Source organism: Microbacterium sp. (assembly GCF_011620715.1).
Lineage (GTDB): Bacteria > Actinomycetota > Actinomycetes > Actinomycetales > Microbacteriaceae > Microbacterium.
The window spans coordinates 52,917-76,989 of sequence record NZ_WOYP01000001.1 but is presented as its reverse complement, the minus strand read 5'-3'; the positions used below and the strand labels follow the sequence as shown (position 1 = coordinate 76,989).

Here is a 24,073-nt window from a genome sequence, read left to right as displayed (position 1 = left end):
CGCGTACCTGAACGACACGATCCCGTCGAAGGAGCGGGTGGCCGATGTCGGAGGCTACGGCGCCTCCATGCTCTGGGGCGGCGTCATCACCGCGATCGCCATCCCGTTCATGCTGCTCGGCCGCGGCCAGCACTCACCGGCGGACACCGCCCGGGATGTCGGGGAGCATGCGCAAAGCTGAGGAAGTCCTATTCGCCGCGTGAGATGTCCACCATCTCGTCGCGCGGGACGACCTTGATGCGCGCGCGGCCGTGGCGGGCACCGAGCCGGGCCTCGTGCTCGTCGAGCCGGTGCCAGCCTTCGAGGTCGGTCCACCGCACCCCGCGCTCGGCGAGCAGAGCGGGGATGGCCTCCTCGGAGGGGTCGGCGGGCTGCCACCAGGAGCCCTGGTCGTTGATGATGTGGCGCACGGTCTCCATCGCATCGGACTTGGTGTGACCGATGAGGCCAACCGGCCCGCGCTTGATCCACCCGGTCGCATACGCACCCGGCACGCGGTCGTTCGAGTCCCTGCGCAGCACCTGGCCCTCGTGATTCGGGATCACGCCGTGCCGCTTGTCGAACGGCACGCCCGGCAGCGGCGAGCCGAAGTACCCGACCGCGCGATAGATGGCCTGGATCGGCAACTCGCGGATCTCTCCGGTGCCGATGACGCCGCCTTCCCCGTCGGGTCGCGTGCGCTCCCAGCGGAACGATGAGACCTTGCCGTCGTCGTCGGCGATCACGCCGAGCGGCTTGGCGAAGAAGTGCAGGTGAAGTCGACGGGATGCCGCGCCGCCGGCATTGTTCGCCGACGGCCGTCTGCGCCACGACTGCAGCACGCGGTCGATCACCAAGACCTGCTTGTTGCTGGCGATCGCGGCCTTCGAGGCATCGTCGTAGTCGAAGTCCTCGTCGTAGACGACCATGTCGACGTCGCGCAGCTCGCCGAGCTCGCGCAGCTCGAGGGGGGTGAACTTGACCTGCGCCGGTCCGCGACGCCCGAACACGTGCACGTCGGTGACGGCGCTGGCCGCGAGCCCGCGGTAGACATTGTCGGGCAGTTCGGTGGCCAGCAGGTCATCGGCATGCTTGGCAAGCATGCGCGACACGTCGAGCGCGACGTTGCCGTTGCCGATGACCGCGACGGATGCCGCATCCAGGGGCCACTCGCGGGGAACGTCGGGGTGCCCGTCGAACCAGCTGACGAAATCCGCCGCGCCGTACGAGCCGATCGCGTCGATGCCGGGGATGTCGAGGCCGGCGTCGCGGATCGCTCCGGTGGCGAAGATCACGGCGTTGTAGTGCTGCTTGAGATCTTCGAGGGTGATGTCCTCCCCGAACCGGACGTTGCCGAAAAGGCGGATGTCACCGCGGTCGAGCACCTCACGCAGGGCGGTGATGATGCCCTTGATGCGCGGGTGGTCGGGTGCGACCCCGTAGCGGACAAGGCCGTAGGGCGCCGGAAGCTGCTCGAACAGGTCGATCGAGACGCCGAACTTTCGCTCCGCTTTGAGCAGGATGTCGGCAGCGTAGATGCCTGCCGGTCCTGCACCGATGATGGCCAGCCTGAGCTTGGTCATGGGCAATCCTTTCGTGTCTCGGCAGCCGGCTTCGCCGCTACTCGACAACCGCATGTTCTACGAGCTCCGCAGTGCTCAGGAGGAACGGTCCGCGACGGCCTGGGCGAAGCGCGTCAGCGCTTCGCGGACCGCGCCATCGGGAAGTGGCGCGAGCGCCTCGACAGCTTCGTTGGACCAGGCGTGAGCCAGATCGAGAGTGGCCTGAGTCGCCGCATGCTGACGCAGCTCGGCCAGCTCGGCGTCCAGGATCGCGGGGTCGGCGCCCGCGGCGATCCGCTCGACGCCGTCGTCGATGCTCTCGCGGAGGGCGACGGATGCGGCATCCGTCCGCTGTCCGAGCACGAGGTACGGCATCGTCGGCACTCCCGCGCGCAGGTCGGTGCCAGGCACCTTGCCGGTCTCGTCCGGGTTATCGGACAGGTCGATCACGTCATCGAGCAGCTGGAACGCGACGCCGACCTTCTCTCCGAAAGTCACGAGGGGCTGCTCGAACTCGGCCGGAGCGTTGGAGAAGATGATGCCCGATTGCGCGGCGGCCGCGATGAGCGAACCGGTCTTGTCGGAGAGGACGTTCAGGTAGAACGCGACCCGGTCCTCACCCTCTCGCGGTCCGACCGTCTCGTGCATCTGCCCCAGGACCAGTCGCTCGAACGTGTCGGCCTGCAGCCGGATGGCCCGGTCGCCCTGACGGGCCATGATCTGGCTCGCTCGTGAGAACAGCAGGTCTCCGGTCAAGATCGCAACGCTGTTGCCCCACACTGCGTGCGCACTGGGCACACCGCGACGCTTGTCGGCGGCATCCATCACGTCGTCGTGGTACAGCGTGCCGAGGTGGGTCATCTCCAGCGCGGTCGCCCCGAGGATGACGTTCTCGTTCGCACCGTCGCCCAGCTGAGCGGTGATCAGGGCGAGCATGGGACGGACGCGCTTTCCCCCCGCGTCGTACAGATACCGGCTCGCCGCATCGGCGATCTCATCGGTCATGTGCAGCTCGTCGGCGAGCACGCGATCGACCTCGACGAGGCCGGCGTTCACGGCGGATCTGAGCTTGAGGGACCGCGGTCCCGCGAATGTGCGGTCGGTGAGGCCCAGCTTGCCCGCAACTCGCGAGCCCGACGCTGAGGGAGTCACCATACCAGCCTATCGGGGTCGAAGGTGTTCGCCTCTGCCGGCATCGCGCGGATCACTTCGCAGAGGGCGTGGCGGTCAGCCGGGGCTTGGTCGCGCGGTGCAGCGCCACGATGCCCATCGACAGGTTGCGGTGGGCGACGTCGGTCCACCCGGCCTGACGGATCCACCTCGAGAGCGTGCGCTGATCGGGCCAGTCGCGGATGGACTCGTTGAGGTAGTCGTACGCGTCGGCGTTCGAGCTGACGGTCTTGGCGACGACCGGCAGGATGCGGTCGTTGTAGAACCGGTAGAGCCCGTTGAAGGAGGGCGACGGCGGGTGCGAGAACTCGCAGACCACGAGGTGTCCGCCGGGCTTGGTGACGCGGAGCAGCTCGAGCAGGGCCTTCTTCGGGTCGTTCACGTTGCGCAATCCGAACGACATCGTCACGGTGTCGAACTCACCGTCGGCGAAGGGCAGAGCCGTCGCATCGGCTTCGACGAACGTGAGGTTCGCGATGCCGCTGTGCCGCCTCCTGCCTTCGGCGATCATGCCCGGCGAGAAGTCGGCGGCGACGACCTCGGCGCCGCTCCCCGCGAGAGCGACCGAGCTGGCGCCGGTGCCCGCCGCGAGGTCGAGGATGCGCTGACCGCGGCGCGGTGCGACCGCGCGGGTCGTCGCGACCCGCCACATGCGATCGTTGCCCATGCTCAGCACGGTGTTCGTGCGGTCGTAGTTCTTCGCGACCTGATCGAACATGCCGCTCACGCGGGCTGGATCCTTGTGCAGATCGGCGCGGTTGTGCTCGTGATCGTTCATGCATCGGCTCCCGACTCAGTCGGTTCGAGCGGGGCGATCTCGAGGGAAGCCAGGCGGTCGAGCCAGGCGTCCGGCGTCGCATCGTCGAAGGGCGCAGTGCGGGCGCGGACGAGCGCTTCGAGGTCGATCGCCAGCGACTCGAGCTGCTCGACGACATCGAGCGGGTAGCCGTAGGCCATGCGGTGCTCGTCCCACTCGTCGCGGTCATCGATCCAGATGCCGCGGCCGTCGACGGCGCTCACGACGTCGAGGTCCATATCTATGCCGGTCGGCTCGAGGTGCCCATCTCGCTCCGCCCAGCGCAGATCCCACCCGAGGTCGATGTAGATGCGATACGTCGCCGGCGGTGCGACATTGACCGTCAGCGCATACTGCCCACTCGGCGGCAGGAGCGTGACGTTGTCCGCCTCGACGAGGTAGTCGCGCTCGGGGCGGGTGCTGCGCCAGCCGGCGCGCTGCCCGAACCAGTCGCCCCATCGGTCGTGGCCGAGGTAGACGCACTCGTGCACCCAGTGCGGGCTGGCGTCCCATTTGCGCCACCGGAACAGCAGCCGGGTCCCCGGCTCGGGCCGGGCGGGCGGGATCTCGGGCGGAACGCTCATCACTCCTCAGTTTATGTCGGCCCGCGTCGGCCCGGCTCGCGCCGCCGGTGCGGCCCGGGACGCACCCACGCCCTGCCGCCCGACTCTAGGCTTGAGGGGTGACCGATGTGCGCGAGCTGCCCCTGGTTCGGTTGCGGGTCGTGACGCGTGAGGTGCAGACGCTCGACGATGTGCTGGCGTACGCCGACCCCTCGAATCCCACATTCTGGAGTCGCCGCGGCGATGCCATCGCGGCGTACGGCGAGACGGCGGTGCTGCACGGTGGCGCATCCACCCTCGGCGCCGAATGGCGCGCGCTGGCCGCGAGGGCGAAGATCGACGATCCGCTCGGTCTGCCCGGCACGGGCCTGCTCGCGTTCGGTGCGTTCCCGTTCGACCCGCGGTCGGCAGCGCCGCATACGCTGCGGGTGCCGTCAGTCATCGTCGGCCGTCGCGGAGATCGCTCGTGGGTCACCCGCATCGCAAGGCCGGACTCGACCGAGGATGCCTCCGCACTGCCGCCGCGCACCGAGTACGGACCGTACTGGTCGGCATCGCTCGGCCCTGGTGCCCTCGATCACAGCGGATACCAGGCGGCCGTGCGCGGTGGGCTCGCCGCGATCGCCGCGGGGGAGGTGAGCAAGGTCGTGCTCGCGCGCGAGCTCGCCGGCTCGATGCCGCCGGGATCGGATCTGCGTCGCCTCGTGCGGGCCCTGGCCACCGGCTACCCGGACTGCTGGACGTACGCCGTGGACGGCATCATCGGAGCCAGCCCCGAGACCCTCGTCACCGTCTCGGGAGGCACGGTCACCGCGCGCGTCCTGGCGGGCACGGCGCCGCGCGGTGCCGACGCGGATGCCGACACGGCGGCATCCGTCGCCCTGGCCACGAGCGCGAAGGACCAGGACGAGCACCTCTATGCGGTGCAGAGCGTGCTCGCCTCGCTGCGCCCGCACACCACTGCGCTGGCGGCCAGCGAGCAGCCGTTCACGCTCAAACTGCCCAATGTCTTCCATCTGGCGACCGACGTCGAGGGCGAGCTGAGCGGCGGCGCCTCAGCGCTCGATCTGGTCGCCGCACTGCATCCGACAGCGGCCGTCGCCGGCACGCCGACGGATGCCGCCCTCGACGTGATCCGCCGACTGGAGCCGTTCGATCGCGGGCGATACGCGGGTCCGGTCGGGTGGGTCGACGCGAACGGCGACGGCGAATGGGCGATCGCACTGCGCGGCGCCCAGTTCGACCTCGATGCGAGCGGCAGCGGCCGCCGCATCGCCCTGCGCGCGCACGCGGGTGCCGGTATCGTCGCGGGCAGCGACCCAGAGGCGGAGCTGCTCGAGACACGAGTGAAGTTCCGGCCCATCGTCGACGCGCTCGCCTGAGCGCTGCCGGCGACGGTGCGGCCTTACGTCGCGGCCAGCCGCTTCTTCTCGGCCTGGACGTCGGACTCAGCGCGGGAGGGGCACCTCGATGAGCTGGCGGCCGCCGGCCGGCGCCGTGAGCGCCTGATCGAGCGCGGCGCGGGTCGTGACCCGCGTGTACTCCCAGCCGTACGCGAGCGCGAGGTGCTCGAGCCGCGTCGTGTGCGGCGTGTAGAGCACCCGGTCCATGGCGGCGGCAGGGGCGACCGCGGCGACTTCGAGGCCGTCGAAGATCGTTCCGCCGCCGTCGTTGCCGACGATCACCTGGATGCGCGGCTCGTCTTCTGCGGGCGGCAGCAGCATCGCCCCGACGTCGTGCAGCAGCGCGAGGTCGCCGAGCAGCACGCGCGTGATGCCCGGCCGGTCATCGGTCTGAGAGGCGAGCGCAATGCCTGTGGCGGTCGCGATCGTGCCGTCGATGCCGGCGAGCCCGCGATTGGAGTGGACCGGCACCTTCTTGCCGCCGAGCACGGCGTCGGCGACCCGCACGAGACGGGACGAGCCGAACATCAGCCGGTCGTGCGGCCAGGTGGCTCGCCAGACCGCATCCACCAGCGCCGCGCGATCGAGCGGCGCACGGATCGCGGCCAACTCGGTCTTGATCGCCCCGAGGCGCTCGGCGGGCACGGCCGACGCGAGGGCATCGGCGTCCGGCGCCGGCGGACTCAGATCGACGGATGCCGCACGCGACGCCTGCAGCCACGCCCCGAGCCATTCGCGATCGGCCTCGCCCGGGCCCACCGCGATCGCGTCGATCGCGATTGTCGCGCCGTTCAGATTGAGCGGCTCTCCCGGCCCCCGGACGGCGAGCACCTCGACCTCCGGAGCGGTCAGCAGCACGGTCGACTCCCGGCTGAGGGTCGGGTGCCCCAGCACGATCGCGCGCTCCACGCGTCCGCCGAGCTGCGGGTCGGCCAGCAAAGCCCGGTAGCCGTGGACGAGGTTGCGACCGAACCGCGCCCCGCTGACGATCTCTGCGATCAGCGGCCAGCCGCCCAGGTGGGCGAGCGTCTCGGCATCCGGTCCTGCGTCCGCGCCGGCGATCACCACCGTCCGAGGCCCGCGCACCAGCACGTAAGGAAGCGCGTCGGGCGCTGTGGGCAGGTCGGCCTCGCCGATGCCGCCGCCGCCCTGGTACAGCGCGCCGGAAGCGTCTTCTTCGGTCGTCTCCTCGATCGGGGCCGCATCGGGGTCGACGTCGGCGGCCACCGTGAGCTCGGCGGTCGGAACGCCGAGCCACGCGGGTATGTCGCCACCCAGGGGTTCGCGCAACGGCAGGTTCAGGTGGACGGGCCCGGGTGCACGTGTTCCCGCGCCGAGTGCCGCCTCAACCGCGTCGGCGGCGACCTGGCGCAGCATCAGACTCTGCTCGCCATCTCCCTCGGGGTCTGTCGCCTCGGGGACAGGCAGGTCGGCTTCGAGTCGCGTGCTGGGCGTGAACATGCCCGGCTGCCGGGTCGTCTGGTTCGCCCCGACACCGCGCAGTTCGGGCGGGCGGTCCGCCGTCAGCAGCAGCAGCGGCACACCGGCGTGATGCGCCTCGAGCGCCGCCGGAAGGAGGTTGGCCGCGGCCGTGCCCGACGTGCAGACCACGACCGCCGGCATCCGCGTCTCGCGTCCGATGCCGAGTGCCGTGAAGCCTGCAACCCGCTCGTCGATGCGCACATGCAGGCGCACCGCCCCGCGGGTCTCCAGTTCGGCCGCGACGAGCGCGAGGGCTTGAGACCGGGATCCGGGACTCAAGACGATGTGCCGGATGCCGAGATCGACCAGCGCGCCCAGAAGGGCGGCCGCGGCATCCGTTGCCGGTGACGCGTGCCGTTCTGCCACGACTAGCCGACGATGCCGCGCTGGCCGCGCGTGTCGTCATCGCCGTCGGCGGGCCGGTCGGTCGCCCGGCCGGGAGCGTCGGGCGCCGGCTTGCCCGACGTGGGTGTTCCCGCCGCCGGGGTTCCCGATGCCGCTGTGCCGGCAGTGGCCGCGCCGCCGGGGATCGTCCACCGCGGGTCGTCGTCCTCCGCGTCGAGCAGGGCGAGCTCCTCTTCGAGACGGCGGATGCGCTCGTCCTGATCGCTCAGCGTGCCGATCTGCTCGAGGAACTCGGGATCGTCGTCCGGGGCGCGACGCGCGATGATCGCTGAGCGGCGCACGCGACCGACCAAGAGCCAGAGCAGTCCGCCCAGTACGGGCAGGAGCACCACGATGAGGATCCAGATCGGCTTGTTCACGCCACGGTGACGACTTGCGGGCTGCACACTGCAGTCGACGATGGTGTAGACCCAGAAAGCGGTCAAGACCAGCGCCAGAATCAGCAGCACTCGCGTCACGGTTCCATCCTAGGCGCGCAAACTGTGCGCGGCCCCGCCCGTGACCGTACCGAGCCGTCGGCGATCTACGATTGAGGAGTGAAAGCCCGCTCCGCCCTTCTCTACACGGTGATGAGGCTGCTCGCATTCCTCGTGCCATTCGGCATTCTGATGCTGTTCCCGGTGTTCCGGGAGCTGTACTGGCTCGCCGCCGTCTTCGCCGCGCTCATCGGCCTCAGTCTCTCGCTGCTGTTCCTGCGGCGCCCGCTCACCGAGGTCACAACCGGCATCGCCGAGCGGCGAGGCAACACCAAGGCGACGACGACGGACGAGGACGTCGAAGATGCCGCGGCCGATGCGACGGCGAATGCGGGCTCAGCCGATGAACGCCCACAGCAGGAACGCCCCGTAGGCGACTGAGGTCAGCGACGTGAGGCTGAGGGCGACGACCAGTTCGCGCGGCAGCCGGTAGGTCCACACGATCAGGACCGCAGGAAGCGCGGCCAGCAGCGCGAGCAGGGTGAGCCATGCGACCGGATAGAACAGCGCCAGGTACGACGAGATCACGAACGGCACCAGGATCAGCACGGTGAACAGCACGCGCGTCCATCGGCGGCCGATCAGCACGGTGAGGGTGCGCTTGTGCGCGGCCCGGTCCTGGTCGATGTCGCGCAGGTTGTTCGCCAGCAGCACGGCGCATGCGAGCAGCCCCGCGCCGACGCCGCCGAACCACGCCTCCTGCGGCACAGCCAGCACCTGGACGAACGTGGTCCCGACCGTCGCGACGAGACCGAAGAAGACGAACACGAACAGCTCGCCGAGGCCGTAGTACCCGTATGGCCGCTTACCGCCGGTGTAGAACCACGCCGCGACGATGCAGGCGGCGCCGACCAGCAGCAGCCACCACTGTCCGCTGTGGATCACGAGCGCCAGACCCGCCCCCGCGGCGATCGCGAAGAAGACCAGCGCCGCCGTCAGCACCGCTTGGGGCGTCGCCTTCTTCGACGCCGTGAGGCGCGCCGGACCGACGCGGTGATCGTCGGTGCCGCGGATGCCGTCGCTGTAGTCGTTCGCGTAGTTCACCGCGATCTGCAGGCTCACCGAGACGACCAGGCACAGCAGCGAAAGCACCCAGTGGAACAGTCCGTCCACGATCATCGCGGCGCCGGTGCCGATCAGGATCGGGGTGACGGCGAGGGGCAGGGTCCGCAGGCGTGCGGCGCCGATCCAGTCGCCGAGAGTCGCCTTCCCGCCATGCCGGGGATCACGCGACTCGCGTAGCTTCTGCGGGTTGCCGCGAGAGGGCTGCTTGCGCGGACCGGGACGCTTGCGCTTCTTGCTGGGAGTGCCTGCCACGAGCAGTCATCCTACGGCCCCGGTGCCGATGTTCCGCGTGCACAATGCAGGAACACAGCGTCGGACGTCTGCGGAATCAGCCCCTTCCGGTCCCCTGCCGACTTCGGTTCCTGCGTTGTGCACACGCGGGTCCGCGGGCCGCGTGAGCGCGGTCAATGCAGCGCAGCGACCGCCGCCCTGATGGTCTCGCGATCAGGTTTACCGCTCGGCAGCGTCGCGATGTCGTCGACGAGCAGGAGCCGGGTCGGGCGGGCGTGTGCGCCGATCTCGTCGGCGACCGCGGCGCGCGCCGCTTCGAGCTGGGTCGACTCGCTGCGTCGGAGAGCCTCGCTGCGCGGGACGACGACGACGGATGCCTCGCCCCAGCGCTCGTCGGACACCCCGACCACGACAGCGGACTCGAGCCCGGGGACCGTGCGCACGACGCGTTCGACACGGTCCAGTGAGACGTTGATGCCGCCGGAGACGATCACGTTGTCGATCCGCCCCCGCACCCGCAGGATGTCGTTCTCGATGATGCCCGCATCACCGGTGCGGTACCACCGCGTGCCGGCACCGTCCGATCCGGCGCCTTCGCGCAGGAACGCGGCCTCGGTTGCCGCGCTGTCGCCGAGGTACCCGTCGGCGAGCGTCGGCCCCGAGACCTGCACCTCGCCGTCGGCGATTCGCACCGCGACGCCGCGGAGCGGCCGCCCGTCATAGACGCATCCGCCGCTCGTCTCGGTCGACCCGTACGTGCGCACGACCCGGACGCCGGCGGCCTCCGCCCGCTCCAGGGTGACCGCCGCGATCGCCTGCCCCCCGACCAGGATCGTCTCGAAAGACCGCAGCGCCGCAAGCACGGTCGAATCGTGGGCCGCGGCATCGAGCAGCTTCGACAGCTGGGCGGGGACCAGCGACGTGTAGGTCGGGATGCGCGAGCCATGATCGGTCGAGACCATCTTGAGCGCGGTGGCCGAGAACGCCTGAGGCGTGAAGGCTCCGGTGAGCCACGCGGGCTCGCGGCCGGCGACGATCGAGCGCACCAGCACCTGCATGCCGGCCACATAGCTCACCGGCAGCGCGAGAAGCCACGCACCGTCGCCGATGCGGCCCGAGACCGCGAGCGCGCTCGCGGTCAGCGCGTCGCGACTGAGGACCACGCTCTTTGGCACGCCGGTCGAGCCCGACGTGGTGATGACGACGGCCGTGCCGGCGTGCACCTCGGCGGGCAGGTCGTGGACCAGCCCGAGCCCGAGCGCGGGGCCGGCGCCGTGCAGAGCACCGCGAAGGCCGCGCAGGATCTCACGCGGATCATCGTCGAGGACGGGTTCGAGCCTCATTCGCTGCGCATTGCTCCGGCACGCATCAATAGTGCCAGGGGTACGGCGACCAATCGGGCTCGCGCTTCTCGAGGAACGAGTCGCGCCCTTCGACGGCTTCGTCGGTGCCGTAGGCGAGGCGCGTCGCCTCGCCGGCGAACACCTGCTGGCCGACCATGCCGTCATCGACCGCGTTGAAGGCGAACTTGAGCATGCGGATCGCCGTGGGCGACTTCGTGAGGATGGTGCGCGCCATCGCGACCGCCTCTCGCTCGAGCTCGGCGTGCGGTACGACGCGATTGACCGCGCCCATCTCGTACGCGCGCTGAGCCGAGTACTCCTCGGCGAGGAAGAACACCTCGCGCGCGAACTTCTGGCCGATCTGGCGCGCGAAGTACGCCGAGCCGTACCCGGCATCGAACGAGCCGACATCAGCATCGGTCTGCTTGAACCGGCCGTGTTCGGCGCTGGCGATGCTGAGGTCGCACACGACGTGCAGCGAGTGCCCCCCTCCGGCGGCCCACCCCGGGATGACCGCGATGACGACCTTCGGCATGAAGCGGATCAGTCGCTGGACCTCGAGGATGTGCAGGCGGCCCATCGCCACGAGGCTGGGGTCGCGCTTGTCGGCCGCCGGGTCCTGGGCATCGTCGTACTGGTAACCCGACCGCCCGCGGATGCGCTGGTCGCCGCCCGAGCAGAACGCCCAGCCGCCGTCTTTCGGACTGGGACCGTTGCCGGTGAGCAGGACAACGCCGATGCGCGGGTCCTGGCGGGCGATGTCGAGCGCACGGTAGAGCTCGTCCACGGTGTGCGGACGGAACGCGTTGCGCACCTCGGGACGGTCGAACGCGATACGCGCGATCCGCCCGTCGCTCGAGACGTGTGCGGTGATATCGGTGTAGGCCTCGGATCCGGGGGCCGGCATCCACTCGTTCTCGTCGAACAACTCGGAAACGCTCACTCGCACAGCTTACGCGGGCGCCGCCGACGCGGAGCGTCATCCGGCGGGAGCTGAGGGCAGCGCGGCTCTACGCTGGAGCGATGAACTCATCGCCCCGCGCATTCGCGACCGCAGCGGCGTTCGCCGCCCTGCTGGCCGCCCTCGCCGCCTGTGCCCCCGCGGCTGCGCCCGCTCCGACCACCTCGTCCTCGACCGGGGCCTCGGCGGAGGTCGCCGAGTGCGCCGGAGTGCGGGTGATCGTCGAGACCGGCGACCTCGCGGTCGAGGACGGACCGGCCGGGGCGACCTGCATCGACACCACCGAGGCGATCGCCGCGAGCGACGCACTCACCGAGGCCGGCCTGACCACCGAGGGCACCGACCAGTACGGCGACCAGGTCGTGTGCCGCGTGAACGGCGTGCCTGCCGAGGACTTCGCGTTGACGGCCGAGGACGGCTCCGAGTACTTCGAGACGTGCGCGTCGATGCCGGCCGCTTTCGCGTACTGGTCGCTGTGGGTGCAGCCCGCGGGCGGCGAATGGGCCTACGCGGAGGAGGGCCTGTCGACCCTTCAGCTGGAGCCCGGCGAGAGCCTCGAGCTGCTGTTCACCCTCAACGGCGAGCCGGCGGAGCCCTCGGTGTGACCGGCCGCGTGACGCGATGAACCCGTGACCTTCCGACCCGCGCCGCTCAAGGCGGCGGCCGCCCTCGCGGCCGGCTTCATCGCGGTCCGCGTGATCTACCGCGTGCTGTTCCACGGTGCGGACGGGTCGGGTGCGGTCGTGCTGGCGCTGCCCGAGGTGCGGCTGCCCGCGCCCTTCGCGCACGTCGTGATGTTCGGCCCGGTGACCACGGGCGGACTGTGGGATGCCGCGGCGAGCGCGGTGCCGATCGCGCTCACGATCCTGGTCTTCGGGCTGCTCAACGCGGTCATCGACATCGCGCGACTGTTCGCGCGGGGCTCGCGGCGCGGACCTCTGCGTGGCATCGCGCGCACACTCGCGGTCGCGTGGGCGACGCTGCCTGCGCTGGCGGACGCCGTCCGGTCGGTGCGCTTCGCGCAGCGCCTGCGTGGCGAGCGCGGCGGCGTGCGCATCCTCGCGCCCGTGCTGCAGCGCACGCTCGAGCGGGCGACGGCTGTCGCGGCGGCTCTCGAGCTGCGCGGACTGGCGGGCAACCCGGTGGACGGCGACTGTGCGGCACCGGTGGTGCTGCACGACGCAACGCTGACACACCGAGGCGGCGCGGGGGTGCGGGCGCACGAGCTCGTGCTCGCACCGGGCACGCTGACGGTTCTCGCCGGTGCGACCGGGTCGGGCAAGTCGACGCTTCTGCGCGCCCTGAGCGGCCTCCACAGCCACCTGGATGGCGGACAGATCGCCGGAACGGTGACGGTGGTCGGGCATGATCGGGCCGCGGTCCCGCCCCGCGACACGGCGCAGCGCATCGGCGTGGTGTTGCAGCATCCGCGTGAGGGCTTCACGACGGAGCGGGTGCAGGACGAGATCGGGCTGGCCCTCGACCTGCGCGGCGTCGCGCCCACGATCGTCGCGGCGCGGGTCGCCGAGGTGGCCGAGCGCATCGGCATCTCTCCCCTGCTCGGCCGCCGCCTGCGCGGGCTGTCGGCTGGCGAGGCGACCCTCGTCGCGATCGCCGCGGCGATCGTCGAGCATCCGATCCTCCTGCTCGTGGACGAGCCCCTCGCCGACCTCGACACCGCCTACCGGCGACGCGTGGTCGACCTGCTCGGGGCTCTCGCGCACGAGGCCGGAGTGTGCACCGTGGTCGCCGAGCACCGAGCGGCCGAGCTGGGCCGGGTGGCCGACCGGCGCCTGTGGATCCGCGACGGCGTCGTGGTCGACGGCGAGGACACCGTTGCCGTCACCGCTGAGTATCCGCGGTCGCGCCTCGTGGGCGAGCCGGTGCTGCGGGCGCGGGAACTGACGGTGCGGCACGGGAGCGCGGTCGCCGTCGATGCCGCGGCGCTGACGCTGCGCTCCGGTGAGATCGTCGCCCTGGTCGGACCGAACGGTGCGGGCAAGTCGAGTCTGCTGTCAGCCCTGGCGGTGCCGGATGCCGAGGCGGACGTGACCGTCGACGGAGTTCCCCTCGGTCGCGGGCGCAGAGTCGCCCTCGTCCCCGATGCGTCGGATGACCTGTTCGTCTGCGACACCGTCGCGGCCGAGTGTCGTCGCGCGGATCGTCGCGCCGGCGCATCGGGGCCCCGCACGGCCGATCGGTTCGCGGCCTTCGTCGGGCGGGATGCCGGCGGCCCGGGCCCCGCACGGCTGATGGCGCAGCATCCGCGCGATCTGTCCGTCGGTGAACGCCGCGCCCTCGCACTCGCCGTGCAACTGGCCTGCGCACCGCGCGTGCTGCTGGTCGACGAGCCGACCCGGGGGCTGGACGCCGGCGCCTGCGATGTGGTCGCCGCGGCGCTGTGCACGTTCGCCGACGAGGGCGCCGCGGTTCTGGTGGCCACGCACGACGCAGACTTCGCCGCAGCCCTGGCCGACCGCATCGTGCCGATCGCCGGCGGGCGGCTGGGACAGGAGAGCCCGATGGGGCACCGGCGCTCCATGCCGGTCGGCACGCCTCCTCGCTCGAGGACCGAACCCGTCCATCGCCCTCAGTCCCCGTTCGTCGAGCAAGCGAACCGAGCCGAAGCGCCCGCGCGCCGCCGGAAGCCCCCTGCCCCGGCATCGCTGGTCGCCCTGCTCACCGCCAATCTCGCCGCCCTTGCGGCCTTCGGCTGGCCTCTCGTGGCGAGCGCAGTGCCGGCACAGGCGCAGTCTGCGGTTCCCGTGGTCGCCGTGGCGCTCCTGCCGCTCGCGGCGATCGTCGTGCTCGGGCTGCTCGACGGTACCGTTCGCTCTGCCCACAGCCTCGCCCTGCTCGGCACGCTCGCCGCGATCGGTGCCGCGATCCGCATCGTCGGCACCGGCGTCGGCGGGGTCGAGGCGGTCTTCATCCTGCTGATCCTGGCCGGGCGGGCCCTGGGCGCCCGCTTCGGGCTGCTGCTCGGCATGCTCACGATCGCCCTGTCGTCGGTGATGTGGGGCGGCATCGGTCCGTGGACGCCGTTCCAGATGTTCGCCTGCGGCTGGGTCGGCGCGGGTGCCGGGCTGCTGCCGCGACTGCGCGGGTGGGCGGAGGTCGCACTGCTCAGCGTGTACGGCGTCGTGGCGTCGTATGCGTTCGGGCTCGTGATGAACCTGTGGTTCTGGCCGTTCGCGGTGGGCGGCGGCACCGACATCTCCTACGCACCGGGCGCTCCCCTGCCGGTGAACCTGGGCAGCTTCCTGCTCTACTCGCTCGTCACCTCTACCGCGACCTGGGACACGCTCCGCGCGATCACGACCGTCATCGGCGTCGTCGTGGTCGGGCCGGCGATCATCTCCGCGCTGCGCCGCGCGAAGCCGGTCACGCCGATCACCCCGGTCGCGGCGAGGGGATCCGGTTCGCCGGTCAGACCGAGAAGTACTTCGCCTCGGGGTGGTGGAACACGAACGCATCCGTCGACTGCTCGGGATGCAGCTGCAGCTCCTCACTGAGCTCGACGCCCATCCGCTCCGGACGCAGCAACTCGACGACCTTGCGCCGGTCCTCCATCTCGGGGCAGGCGGGGTACCCCAGCGAGAACCGCGCACCGCGATAGTTCAGTTTGAACAGGCCGGCGGTGTCGGTCGGGTCTTCGTCGGCGAAGCCGAGCTCCTCGCGGATGCGGGCGTGCCAGTACTCGGCGAGCGCCTCGGTCAGCTGCATCACGAGCCCGTTCAGCTCGTAGTAGTCGCGGTACCTGTCCTCGGCGAACAGCTTCGCGGTGAAGGTGTCGATGCGTCCGCCGGCGGTCACGAGCTGCACCGGCAGCACGTCGATCTGCCCGGACGCGCGCGACCGCGCGAAGTCCGAGAGGCACAGGTGGCGGTCGCGGCGCTGCCGCGGGAACGTGAAGCGCAGTCGGTCGGTTCCGATCGGACCGCCCGACCCGCCGTCCGGCGCGAGCAGCCCCGGCGCCCCGAGCACCCCGGCCGGGTCGTCGCCGTGGTGCAGCACGACGAGGTCCTCGCCTTCGCTCACGACGGGGAAGTATCCGTAGGCGACCGAGGCATCCAGCATCCCCTCGGCCAGAATGCGGTCCAGCCAGTACCGCAGCCGCGGGCGGCCCTCGGTGTCGACGAGCTGCTCGTAGGAGAGTCCGTCGTCGCCGCGTCCGGGCTTGAGTCCCCACTGGCCCATGAACGTGGCGCGCTCGTCGAGGAAGGCGGCGTAGTCGGCGAGCGCGACGCCTCGGACGATGCGCGTGCCCCAGAAGGGCGGCGCGGGAACGGCATTGTCGGATGCCACATCCGATCGCCCCGGCATGGCCTCGGGCTCGGTGAGGGTCAGGCGGGCTCCGGCTGCGTGGATGCGCTTCTTGAGCGGCGGGAGCGCGACATCCTCGGGTGAGGCGCCGCGGGCGAGCGCCACGAGCGGCTCCATGAGCGCGAGTCCCTCGAACGCGTCGCGGGCGTAGCGCACCTCACCGTCGAACAGCGAGGCGAGGTCGTCTTCGACGTATGCGCGGGTGAGTGCCGCGCCTCCGAGGATCACCGGCCAGCGCTTCGCGAGACCCCGCGCCTGCAGCTCCTGAAGGTTCTCCTTCATCACCACGGTGGACTTCACGAGCAGTCCCGACATGCCGATCACGTCGGCGTCGTGCTCCTCGGCCGCAGCGATGATGTCTGCGATCGGCTGCTTGATGCCGAGGTTGATCACGTCGTACCCGTTGTTGGTCAGGATGATGTCGACGAGGTTCTTGCCGATGTCGTGCACATCGCCGCGGACGGTGGCGAGGATGATCTTGCCCTTGCCGGCGTCGCTCGACTTCTCCATGTGCGGCTCGAGCAGCGCGACGGCCGTCTTCATGACCTCGGCCGACTGCAGCACGAACGGCAGCTGCATCTCGCCCGATCCGAACCGCTCGCCGACGACCTTCATGCCCTCCAGCAGATGATCGTTGATGATCTGCAGCGCGCTCAGCCCGCCTGCGCGCGCGAGGTCGAGATCGCCCTCGAGCCCCTTCGCCTCTCCGTCGATGATGCGGCGCTCGAGCCGCTCGTTCACCGGCAGTGCCGCGAGTTCGGCGGCACGTGCGTCCTTCAGCGCGGCGCTGTCGACGCCGTCGAACAGGTCGAGCATGGCCGAGAGCGGGTCGTAGGTGACCGCGCCTTCGGTGTCGTACTCGCGTCGGTCCCAGACCAGGTCGAGGGCGACCTTGCGCCGGTCATCGGGCACCGAGGCGAGCGGCACGATCTTCGCGGCGTCGATGATGCCCGAGGTGAGGCCGGCCTCGGCGGCCTCGTGCAGGAAGACAGAGTTCAGTACGCTCCGGGCGGCCGGATTGAGGCCGAACGAGACGTTGCTGACCCCGAGCGTCGTCTGCACGCCGGGGTACTTCGCCGAGATCTGCCGGATCGCATCGATCGTCTCGATCGCGTCGCGCCGGGTCTCCTCCTGACCGGTCGCGATCGGGAAGGTGAGGCAGTCGACGATGATGTCCTCGACCTTCATGCCCCACTCGCCGACCAGCGCGTCGATCAGGCGGGAAGCGATCCGCACCTTGTCGACCGCCGTCCGGGCCTGACCCTGCTCGTCGATCGTCAGCGCGATCACGGCCGTGCCGTGCTCCTTCACGAGCGGCATGATCCGACCGAAGCGGCTCTCCGGGCCCTCACCGTCCTCGTAGTTGACCGAGTTGACCACCGGCCGCCCGCCGATCAGCTCGAGCCCCGCGCGGATCACCGCCGGCTCGGTCGAATCGATCACGAGCGGCAGAGTGGATGCCGAGGCGAAGCGCGAGACGACTTCACGGATGTCGGCGACGCCGTCGCGGCCCACGTAGTCGACGCACACGTCGAGCAGGTGCGCGCCGACCCGGATCTGATTGCGCGCGATCTCGACGCAGTCGTCCCAGCGCTCCTCGAGCATGGCCTCGCGGAACGCCTTCGACCCGTTCGCGTTTGTCCGCTCGCCGATCGCGAGGTACGAGGCATCCTGCTGGAACGACACGTGCTGGTACAGGCTGGCGACCCCGGGCTCGGGAACCGGCAGAGCTCGCTGAGCCTGTCGAAGCGTCGTCGACCCCTCGACAGGATCGGGGGCCGCGGAATCGCGAAGCCGGTCGACCACTGCTTTGAGGTGCGCGGGGGTGGTGCCGCAGCATCCGCCGATCAGTCCGAGCCCGAACTCCCGCACGAACTGCTCGTGCGCGGTCGCAAGCTCGTCGGGGCTCAGCGGGTAGTGCGCACCGTCCTTGGTGAGCACCGGAAGACCTGCGTTGGGCATGCACGCCACCGGCACCGAGGAGTGCTTCGAGAGGTGGCGCAGGTGCTCGCTCATCTCGGCCGGGCCGGTCGCGCAGTTCAGCCCGATCGCGTCGACCCCGAGCGGCTCGAGTGCGGTGAGCGCGGCGCCGATCTCGCTGCCCATGAGCATGGTGCCGGTCGTCTCGACGGTCACCTCGACGAAGATCGGAAGACGGATGCCGCGGCCCACGACCGCCTGCTTGCATCCGTTGACCGCCGCCTTGGTCTGCAGCAGGTCCTGCGAGGTCTCGATCAGGAATGCGTCCGCTCCCCCGTCGATCAGGCCCGCGGCCTGCTCGGCGAAGGTCTGCTTGAGGTGGTCGTAGGTGGTGTGGCCGAGGCTGGGCAGCTTCGTCCCGGGACCCATCGAGCCGAGCACCCAGCGCATGCGGCCATCTTCGGCCTCGGCCGCCTCGACGCGTTCGCGGGCGATGCGTGCGCCCGCGGCGGCGAGCTCGGTGATGCGGTCCTCGATGCCGTAGTCGCCGAGATTCGACCAGTTCGCCCCGAAGGTGTTGGTCTCGACGGCATCGACCCCGACCGCGAGGTACGCGTCGTGGATCGCCCCGATCATGTCGGGCCGGCTCACGTTGAGGATCTCGTTGCAGCCCTCGAGTTGCAGATAGTCCTCGAGGGTGGGGTCGTGCTCCTGCAGCTGGGTGCCCATCGCGCCATCGGCGATCACCACCCGCGTGTGCAGCGCGCTCAGCAGCGCCTCGGCCCGGGCCGGTCGGGCGACGCTCTCGATGTCGAGGTCGAAGCGGGGCGCGGCATGCTGGGCGGTCACCCGGGCGATTCTAGTCGCGGGGCGCCGCGCGCCCGTGTTGTGCGTCATTCGCGGACCCCGCGCGACCCCGCGCGGACCCCGCGCGGCCACCGCGCGGCCACCGCCGGCGGCAGTCAGCCGTTCTTGCCGTCGCGCCAGGCGAGCCACGAGCGCACGCGGTCGTAGTCGTACTCGGGTCCTGGGAAGCCGAGCGTGAACAGACGCACGCCGCCGTCGAACAGCTCGTCGGCGACCTCCTCGCCACGACGCTGCAACTCGTTGGACAGGATCAGGGTCGACGTGTCGCGACCCTCGCGCTGCGCCCACTTCTCGATGACCGACAGCTTGTGCGGCAGCTCTTCCGGTGTGACGAAGCTGTGCCAGTAGTCGGCGTAGCGCGCGACGAGCCGCAAGGTCTTCTGCTCGCCCTTCCCGCCGATCATCACGGGGATCTTGCGCGTGGGCGCCGGGTTGAGCACGTCCCAGCGGGCGTGGATGCGGGCCAGGCCCTCGGCCAGATCGTCCAGGCGCGTGCCCGGCGTGCCGAACTCGTAGCCGTAGGCGTCGTAGTCCTTCTGGAACCAGCCCGCGCCGGTGCCGAAGATGAACCGGCCTTGTGTTGCTCCCTTGGCGCTGATGTGGTCGATCGTGCGGGCCATGTCCGCCTGCAGGTCGGGGTTGCGGTAGCTGTTGCAGTTCACCAGCGCGCCGAATTCGACGCTCTCAGTCTGCTCGGCCCACGCGCCGAGCATCGTCCACGACTCGTAGTGCCGGCCATCGGGGTCACCCGACAGCGGGTAGAAATGGTCCCAGTTGAACAGGATGTCGACGCCCATGTCCTCGAGGCGGCGGACGGCATCGCGCATGTCGGAATAGGAGACATGCTGGGGCTGAAGCTGGACGCCCAACCGGACGGGGGTATCGGTAAGCATCCGGCAAGCCTAAGCGTCATTCACTGGCGCGCAGCCAAGGCACGAGGGACCATGATGGAGCGGTGAGCACCGACGCCGCAGCATCCCTGCCCGCCCTCGCCGACCTTCTCTCGACGTTCCGTGTCGTCTCGCTGCCGCTCGTCACCCGATTCCGCGGCATCGATGTGCGCGAGGCCGTTCTCTTGGAGGGCCCGGAGGGCTGGACCGAGTTCTCGCCGTTCCTGGAGTACGACGACGCCGAGGCAGCCGCCTGGCTCGCCGGCGCGATCGACTACGGCTGGATGCCGACCCCCGCAGCGCTGCGCGACCGGATCCGCGTCAACGCGACCGTGCCGGCTGTGGATGCGGCATCCGTCGCCGGCATCCTGGCGCGATTCGACGGGTGCCGGACGGCGAAGGTGAAGGTCGCCGGGGCCGGGCAGCGGCTTGCGGATGATGTCGCCCGGGTGCGGGAGGTGCGCGCCGTGATGGGTCCGGAGGGCTGCATCCGCGTCGACGCGAACGGCGGCTGGAACATCGACGAGGCCGAGCATGCGATCCACGCGCTCGCCGAATTCGACCTGGAGTATGTCGAGCAGCCGTGCGCCAGGGTCGATGAGCTCGCCGAGCTGCGTCGCCGTGTAAAGTATCTGGGCATCCCGATCGCCGCCGACGAGAGCGTTCGCAAGGCCGCGGACCCTCTCGATGTGGCACGGGCCGGGGCCGCAGACATCCTGGTCGTGAAGGCTCAGCCGCTCGGCGGGGTGCGGCGCGCGCTTGAGATCGTGGCGGAGGCCGGCCTGCCCTCGGTCGTCTCGAGCGCGCTCGACACATCGGTCGGCTTGGCGATGGGCGTCGCCCTCGCGGCGGCACTCCCGGATCTGGACTACGACTGCGGCCTCGGCACCGCCGCGCTTCTGGCCGCGGACGTCGTCTCACCGGGGCTCGTGCCCCGCGACGGTTCGCTTCCGGTCGGGCGCGTCACGCCCGACCCGGCGCTCATCCGGCGGTATGCGGCATCCGAAGACCGGCGGGAGTGGTGGAAGGCACGCATCGCGCGCTGTCATTCCGAGCTGGCGCGCGGCTGATCCGCGGGCACCTCGATCACGAGCTGCGCGACGCGGGCGAGTTCCTCGCTCGTGCGGCGGCAGACCGTTTCGTAGTCCAGTCCGGCCATCGTGCCGCGCACCGATTCGCCCTCCCACACCGTCAGCATGAGGCGGGCGACCTCGTCGGCGGGCAGCCGCAGACGCAGCGACTTCGCGGCCGCGATATCGTGGACCACCTGCGCGACGCTGGTGCGGATGTCCTCGTTCTGCGCGAGATACGCGGCTCCCAGCTGCGGGTCGCGCAGCGCGTGGATGCGGATCTCGCTCATCAGCAGAATCGCGAGGCGGTCATCTCCCGAGACATCCAGCACCTGCTGCACGATCGACAGGGCATCCACGGTGACCTCCCGCAGGTCGCCTTCGCTCTCCAGCAGTGCGACCCGCTCCCGCGCCGAGTCGACACGTGACCGTGCGACGCGGCCGGCGAGCTCGAGGAAGAGCGCATCCTTCGAGTCGAAGTTCGAGTAGAAGGCGCCTCGCGTGAAGCCGGCGCGCTCGCAGATCGCCTCGACGGATGCCGCATCCAGTCCCTCTTCGGCGAATACCTGCGCGGCGGCATCCAACAGCTTCTGCCGCGTCGCCTCGCGACGGCGCGAGGTCATCGCGCCCGCGGGCACCTCCACTGTTTCGGTCATCGAGCCTCCTCTGGAACCCCGGTCGCCTCCCTCGCCCGAACACACACGCAGTACTCAGGTTGAGCCAGGCCGCCCGCCCTACGATACACTCATGTATCCGATACAGCGCTGTATCCGTTCTGTCTGATTCCGGCTGATCGGATCACCCCCGCGGAGGCGCTGTGTCCACTTTCCTGTATGCGCTCGGACTCTGGTCGTACCGGCACTCGTGGCGCGTGCTGATCGCGTGGCTCCTGCTGCTCGGCCTCGGCGGCGTGGGCGCGGTCACCCTCGGACAGGGCACCGACAACTCGTTCTCGATCCCCGGCACCGAGTCGCAGGCGGGAATCGAGCAGCTGAACCGCACGTTCCCGCAGGCGAGCGGCACGAGCGCGCAAATGATCGTCGTCACCGCCGGCGGCGCGCAGATCGAAGGGGAACCTTACTCCGGCGCGATCGCCGACACGATCTCCGGGCTCGAAGACCTCAACGGAATCCTCGCCGTGACCGACCCTTTCAGCCAGACCGTCAACGGACAGGTCTCCGATGCGGGCGATGCCGCGATCGTCCGCATGCAGTTCGACGGGCAGGCGACGGATGTACCGCCCGCGACGAAGGACGCACTGCAGGCTGTCGCGGCCGAATTGCGCGACGCGCTCCCGGCCGGGTCGCAGGTGAAGCTCGGCGGCGACCTCTTCGCGATCTCGGTGCCCGGCGTCACCCTGACCGAGGCCGTCGGCCTGATCATCGCGCTGCTCGTGCTGATCGTGACATTCCGGTCATTCGTCGTGGCCGGTCTGCCCCTCATGACGGCGATCATCGGCGTCGGCCTGTCGATGGCGCTGATCTTCCTCTCGACCGCGTTCGCGAGCATCTCCTCGACCACTCCCCTGCTGGCGCTCATGCTCGGCCTCGCCGTCGGCATCGACTACGCGCTGTTCATCGTCGCCCGACATCAGGACCAGGTGCGCTCGGGGGTCGCTCCGGAGGAGTCCGCTGCACGCGCCACCGGGACTGCCGGGTCGGCGGTGGTGTTCGCGGGCATGACGGTGCTCATCGCCCTCATCGGACTCTCCTTCGCCGGCATCCCGTTCCTGACCACGATGGGCATCGCCGCAGCGGTCGCCGTCGCGATCGCCGTGCTCGTCGCGCTCAGCCTCACCCCCGCGATGCTGGGATTCCTCAAGGGGCGCGTCGCCGGGCGCCCGCGTCGCGTGAAGAAGCGCAAAGCGACCGCCGAACCCCGCCGCAGCTTCGCCACGCGCTGGGTCGGGCTCGTGACGAACCACCCCATCGTGACGACGGTCGCAGTCGTGCTGACCCTCGGCATCATGGCCATCCCCGCCGCGAGCCTCGCGCTCGCCCTGCCGAACGCGGGCATGCTGCCCGAGGAGAACGAGGCGCGGCAGAGCTACGACCTGGTCGCCGAGGAGTTCGGTCCGGGCTTCAACGGGCCGATCATCCTCACCGGCACGATCGTGACCTCGACCGATCCGGTCGGGCTGATGGACGACCTGGCCGCCGATGTCGAAAGCCTGCCGGGAGTGGAGCTGGTCGCCCTTGCAACGCCCAACATGAGCGCCGACACCGGCATCGTGCAGCTCGTGCCGACCACCGCCCCCGACGACCCTGCGACGGCCGAGCTCGTGCGCGAGCTGCGCGCCCAGCACGACCGGTGGCTCGACGAATACGGCGTCGACATCAAGGTGACCGGCTTCACCGCCGTCGCGATCGACATCTCCGATCAGCTGGGCGCCGCCCTCATCCCGTTCGGCATCTTCGTGGTGGGCCTCTCGCTCGTGCTGCTGACGATCGTGTTCCGCTCGATCGCCGTGCCGATCAAGGCCGCCCTGGGCTATCTGCTCTCGGTCACCGCCGCATTCGGCGTTGTTGCCGCCGTATTCGAATGGGGCTGGCTGGCCGATGTGCTGAACGTCACCCGCACCGGACCGATCATCAGCTTCATGCCGATCGTGCTGATGGGGGTGCTGTTCGGCCTCGCGATGGATTACGAGGTGTTCCTGGTCTCGCGCATGCGCGAGGACTACGTGCACTCGCGCAAGCAGGGTGCCACACCGGCGGAGGCTCGCTCGATCGCGCTCGGCGCAGTGAAGTCCGGCTTCACTTCTTCGGCGCGCGTGGTGACCGCAGCCGCGCTCATCATGTTTTCGGTGTTCGCGGCCTTCGTGCCCGAAGGCGACGCGTCGCTCAAGCCGATCGCCCTCGGGCTCGCCGTCGGCATCGTGATCGATGCTTTCCTGGTGCGCATGACGCTGACGCCCGCTGTCATGGCGCTCCTCGGCGACCGGGCGTGGTGGCTGCCCCGCTGGCTGCAGCGCACCCTCCCGCACTTCGACATCGAGGGTGAAGCGGTCGTGCGCGAGCTCGCGCTCGCCGACTGGCCCGAGCCGAACACGACCGCGGCGATCGTCGCCGAGGGCATCGGCGTGAGCGCCGGCGACGTGCGGCTGGCTGACGACGTCGCGTTGCGCGTCGAGCGCGGCGACGCCCTGGTCGTCACTGCGAAGGATGCCCGCGGCCCGCGCTCGCTGCTGCTCGCACTCGCCGGCCGCGCCGCCCTGAGCGGGCAGGCGCGCGTCGGCGGGCACCTCCTGCCCGGCCGCGCAGCCTGGGTGCGCACGCACGTCGCCGTCGCCCTGCTCGACGGGTCCGCCCAGCCCGTGCAGGACCTGCGCCGCGCGCTGAACGGACGCCCGCGAATCCTCGTGATCGACGGCGTCGACGTGCTCATCCCGGACTCGACCCATGATCGGGCCGCCGCCGCGCTGCGCGATGCCGCTGCTGCCACACCGGATCTGACCCTCGTCGTGTCGTCCATGCATCCGGATGCCGCGCGGGCGCTCCTGGCAGATGCCGGCTGGCCCGGCACCTCCGTGCTCGACATCACGGTGCACGCAGACCCGGACCC

Annotated in this window: 18 protein-coding genes and 1 pseudogene; 7 read left to right on the top strand and 12 right to left on the bottom strand. The window is 70.5% G+C overall.

Annotation, left to right across the window (positions count from 1 at the left end; translation table 11 throughout):
- Nucleotides 1-181 (top strand): annotated as a pseudogene (locus QZV84_RS00330) (MFS transporter); the annotation flags it as partial.
- Between the two features lie 7 nt (nucleotides 182-188).
- Here QZV84_RS00330 and QZV84_RS00325 read toward each other — a convergent pair.
- The 4 genes from QZV84_RS00325 to QZV84_RS00310 form a co-directional block, all read right to left on the bottom strand.
- Nucleotides 189-1,562, bottom strand: a complete 1,374-nt coding sequence (locus QZV84_RS00325) for an FAD-dependent oxidoreductase (protein ID WP_292823615.1) — start codon at nucleotides 1,560-1,562, stop codon at nucleotides 189-191.
- Between the two features lie 75 nt (nucleotides 1,563-1,637).
- Nucleotides 1,638-2,696, bottom strand: a complete 1,059-nt coding sequence (locus QZV84_RS00320; protein WP_292823613.1) for a polyprenyl synthetase family protein — start codon at nucleotides 2,694-2,696, stop codon at nucleotides 1,638-1,640.
- 49 nt (nucleotides 2,697-2,745) lie between these two features.
- Entirely contained in the window at nucleotides 2,746-3,489 is a 744-nt protein-coding gene (locus QZV84_RS00315) for a demethylmenaquinone methyltransferase (protein ID WP_292823610.1), read from the bottom strand.
- Nucleotides 3,486-4,091, bottom strand: a complete 606-nt coding sequence (locus QZV84_RS00310; protein ID WP_292823607.1) for a hypothetical protein — start codon at nucleotides 4,089-4,091, stop codon at nucleotides 3,486-3,488. The genes QZV84_RS00315 and QZV84_RS00310 overlap by 4 nt, the downstream gene beginning before the upstream one ends.
- A 107-nt stretch (nucleotides 4,092-4,198) precedes the next feature.
- Here QZV84_RS00310 and QZV84_RS00305 point away from each other — a divergent pair, with 107 nt between their 5' ends.
- Nucleotides 4,199-5,452 carry an isochorismate synthase gene (locus QZV84_RS00305; RefSeq protein WP_292823659.1) on the top strand — a complete coding sequence of 418 codons (1,254 nt, stop codon included), beginning with the start codon at nucleotides 4,199-4,201 and terminating at the stop codon, nucleotides 5,450-5,452.
- Nucleotides 5,453-5,518: 66 nt separating this feature from the next.
- Here QZV84_RS00305 and menD read toward each other — a convergent pair whose 3' ends face one another.
- Both menD and QZV84_RS00295 read right to left on the bottom strand, forming a co-directional pair.
- Nucleotides 5,519-7,321, bottom strand: coding sequence for a 2-succinyl-5-enolpyruvyl-6-hydroxy-3-cyclohexene-1-carboxylic-acid synthase (gene menD / locus QZV84_RS00300; RefSeq protein WP_292823604.1), 1,803 nt, complete (start codon nucleotides 7,319-7,321; stop codon nucleotides 5,519-5,521).
- A gap of 2 nt (nucleotides 7,322-7,323) precedes the next feature.
- On the bottom strand, nucleotides 7,324-7,818 hold the full coding sequence (locus tag QZV84_RS00295; protein WP_292823601.1) for a PLDc N-terminal domain-containing protein: 495 nt from the start codon (nucleotides 7,816-7,818) through the stop codon (nucleotides 7,324-7,326).
- 78 nt (nucleotides 7,819-7,896) lie between these two features.
- Here QZV84_RS00295 and QZV84_RS00290 point away from each other — a divergent pair, with 78 nt between their 5' ends.
- Entirely contained in the window at nucleotides 7,897-8,217 is a 321-nt protein-coding gene (locus QZV84_RS00290; RefSeq protein WP_292823598.1) for a DUF4229 domain-containing protein, read from the top strand.
- Here the strand turns inward: QZV84_RS00290 and QZV84_RS00285 are convergent.
- From QZV84_RS00285 to QZV84_RS00275, 3 genes are all read right to left on the bottom strand, one after another.
- Nucleotides 8,173-9,153, bottom strand: a complete 981-nt coding sequence (locus QZV84_RS00285) for a 1,4-dihydroxy-2-naphthoate polyprenyltransferase (protein WP_292823596.1) — start codon at nucleotides 9,151-9,153, stop codon at nucleotides 8,173-8,175. The genes QZV84_RS00290 and QZV84_RS00285 overlap by 45 nt on opposite strands.
- 152 nt (nucleotides 9,154-9,305) lie before the next feature.
- Nucleotides 9,306-10,475 carry an AMP-binding protein gene (locus QZV84_RS00280; RefSeq protein ID WP_292823593.1) on the bottom strand — a complete coding sequence of 390 codons (1,170 nt, stop codon included), beginning with the start codon at nucleotides 10,473-10,475 and terminating at the stop codon, nucleotides 9,306-9,308.
- A 25-nt stretch (nucleotides 10,476-10,500) separates the two neighbouring features.
- Nucleotides 10,501-11,418 carry a 1,4-dihydroxy-2-naphthoyl-CoA synthase gene (locus tag QZV84_RS00275; RefSeq protein ID WP_292823590.1) on the bottom strand — a complete coding sequence of 306 codons (918 nt, stop codon included), beginning with the start codon at nucleotides 11,416-11,418 and terminating at the stop codon, nucleotides 10,501-10,503.
- Nucleotides 11,419-11,498: 80 nt separating this feature from the next.
- Between QZV84_RS00275 and QZV84_RS00270 the strand changes: the two genes are divergently transcribed.
- Nucleotides 11,499-12,041 (top strand): hypothetical protein, encoded by a 543-nt coding sequence (locus QZV84_RS00270; protein ID WP_292823587.1) that lies wholly within the window; start codon nucleotides 11,499-11,501, stop codon nucleotides 12,039-12,041.
- Between the two features lie 24 nt (nucleotides 12,042-12,065).
- On the top strand, nucleotides 12,066-14,951 hold the full coding sequence (locus QZV84_RS00265; protein ID WP_292823584.1) for an ATP-binding cassette domain-containing protein: 2,886 nt from the start codon (nucleotides 12,066-12,068) through the stop codon (nucleotides 14,949-14,951).
- On the opposite strand, the gene metH is transcribed toward QZV84_RS00265, so the two are convergent.
- The gene (gene metH, locus QZV84_RS00260) at nucleotides 14,866-18,531 is read right to left on the bottom strand and encodes a methionine synthase (RefSeq protein ID WP_292823581.1); all 3,666 of its coding nucleotides are present in this window, start codon (nucleotides 18,529-18,531) and stop codon (nucleotides 14,866-14,868) included. The two genes, QZV84_RS00265 and metH, sit on opposite strands and share 86 nt — an antisense overlap.
- 113 nt (nucleotides 18,532-18,644) lie before the next feature.
- Nucleotides 18,645-19,442 (bottom strand): LLM class F420-dependent oxidoreductase, encoded by a 798-nt coding sequence (locus QZV84_RS00255; RefSeq protein ID WP_292823578.1) that lies wholly within the window; start codon nucleotides 19,440-19,442, stop codon nucleotides 18,645-18,647.
- 62 nt (nucleotides 19,443-19,504) lie between these two features.
- Between QZV84_RS00255 and QZV84_RS00250 the strand changes: the two genes are divergently transcribed.
- A complete protein-coding gene (locus QZV84_RS00250; RefSeq protein ID WP_292823575.1) occupies nucleotides 19,505-20,509 on the top strand; it encodes an o-succinylbenzoate synthase in 1,005 nt (334 codons plus the stop codon).
- Here QZV84_RS00250 and QZV84_RS00245 read toward each other — a convergent pair.
- A complete protein-coding gene (locus QZV84_RS00245; RefSeq protein WP_292823572.1) occupies nucleotides 20,485-21,165 on the bottom strand; it encodes a TetR/AcrR family transcriptional regulator in 681 nt (226 codons plus the stop codon). The genes QZV84_RS00250 and QZV84_RS00245 overlap by 25 nt on opposite strands.
- 161 nt (nucleotides 21,166-21,326) lie before the next feature.
- Here QZV84_RS00245 and QZV84_RS00240 point away from each other — a divergent pair.
- Nucleotides 21,327-24,073: MMPL family transporter (locus tag QZV84_RS00240; RefSeq protein WP_292823569.1), on the top strand; the 2,747-nt coding region annotated here is incomplete at its 3' end.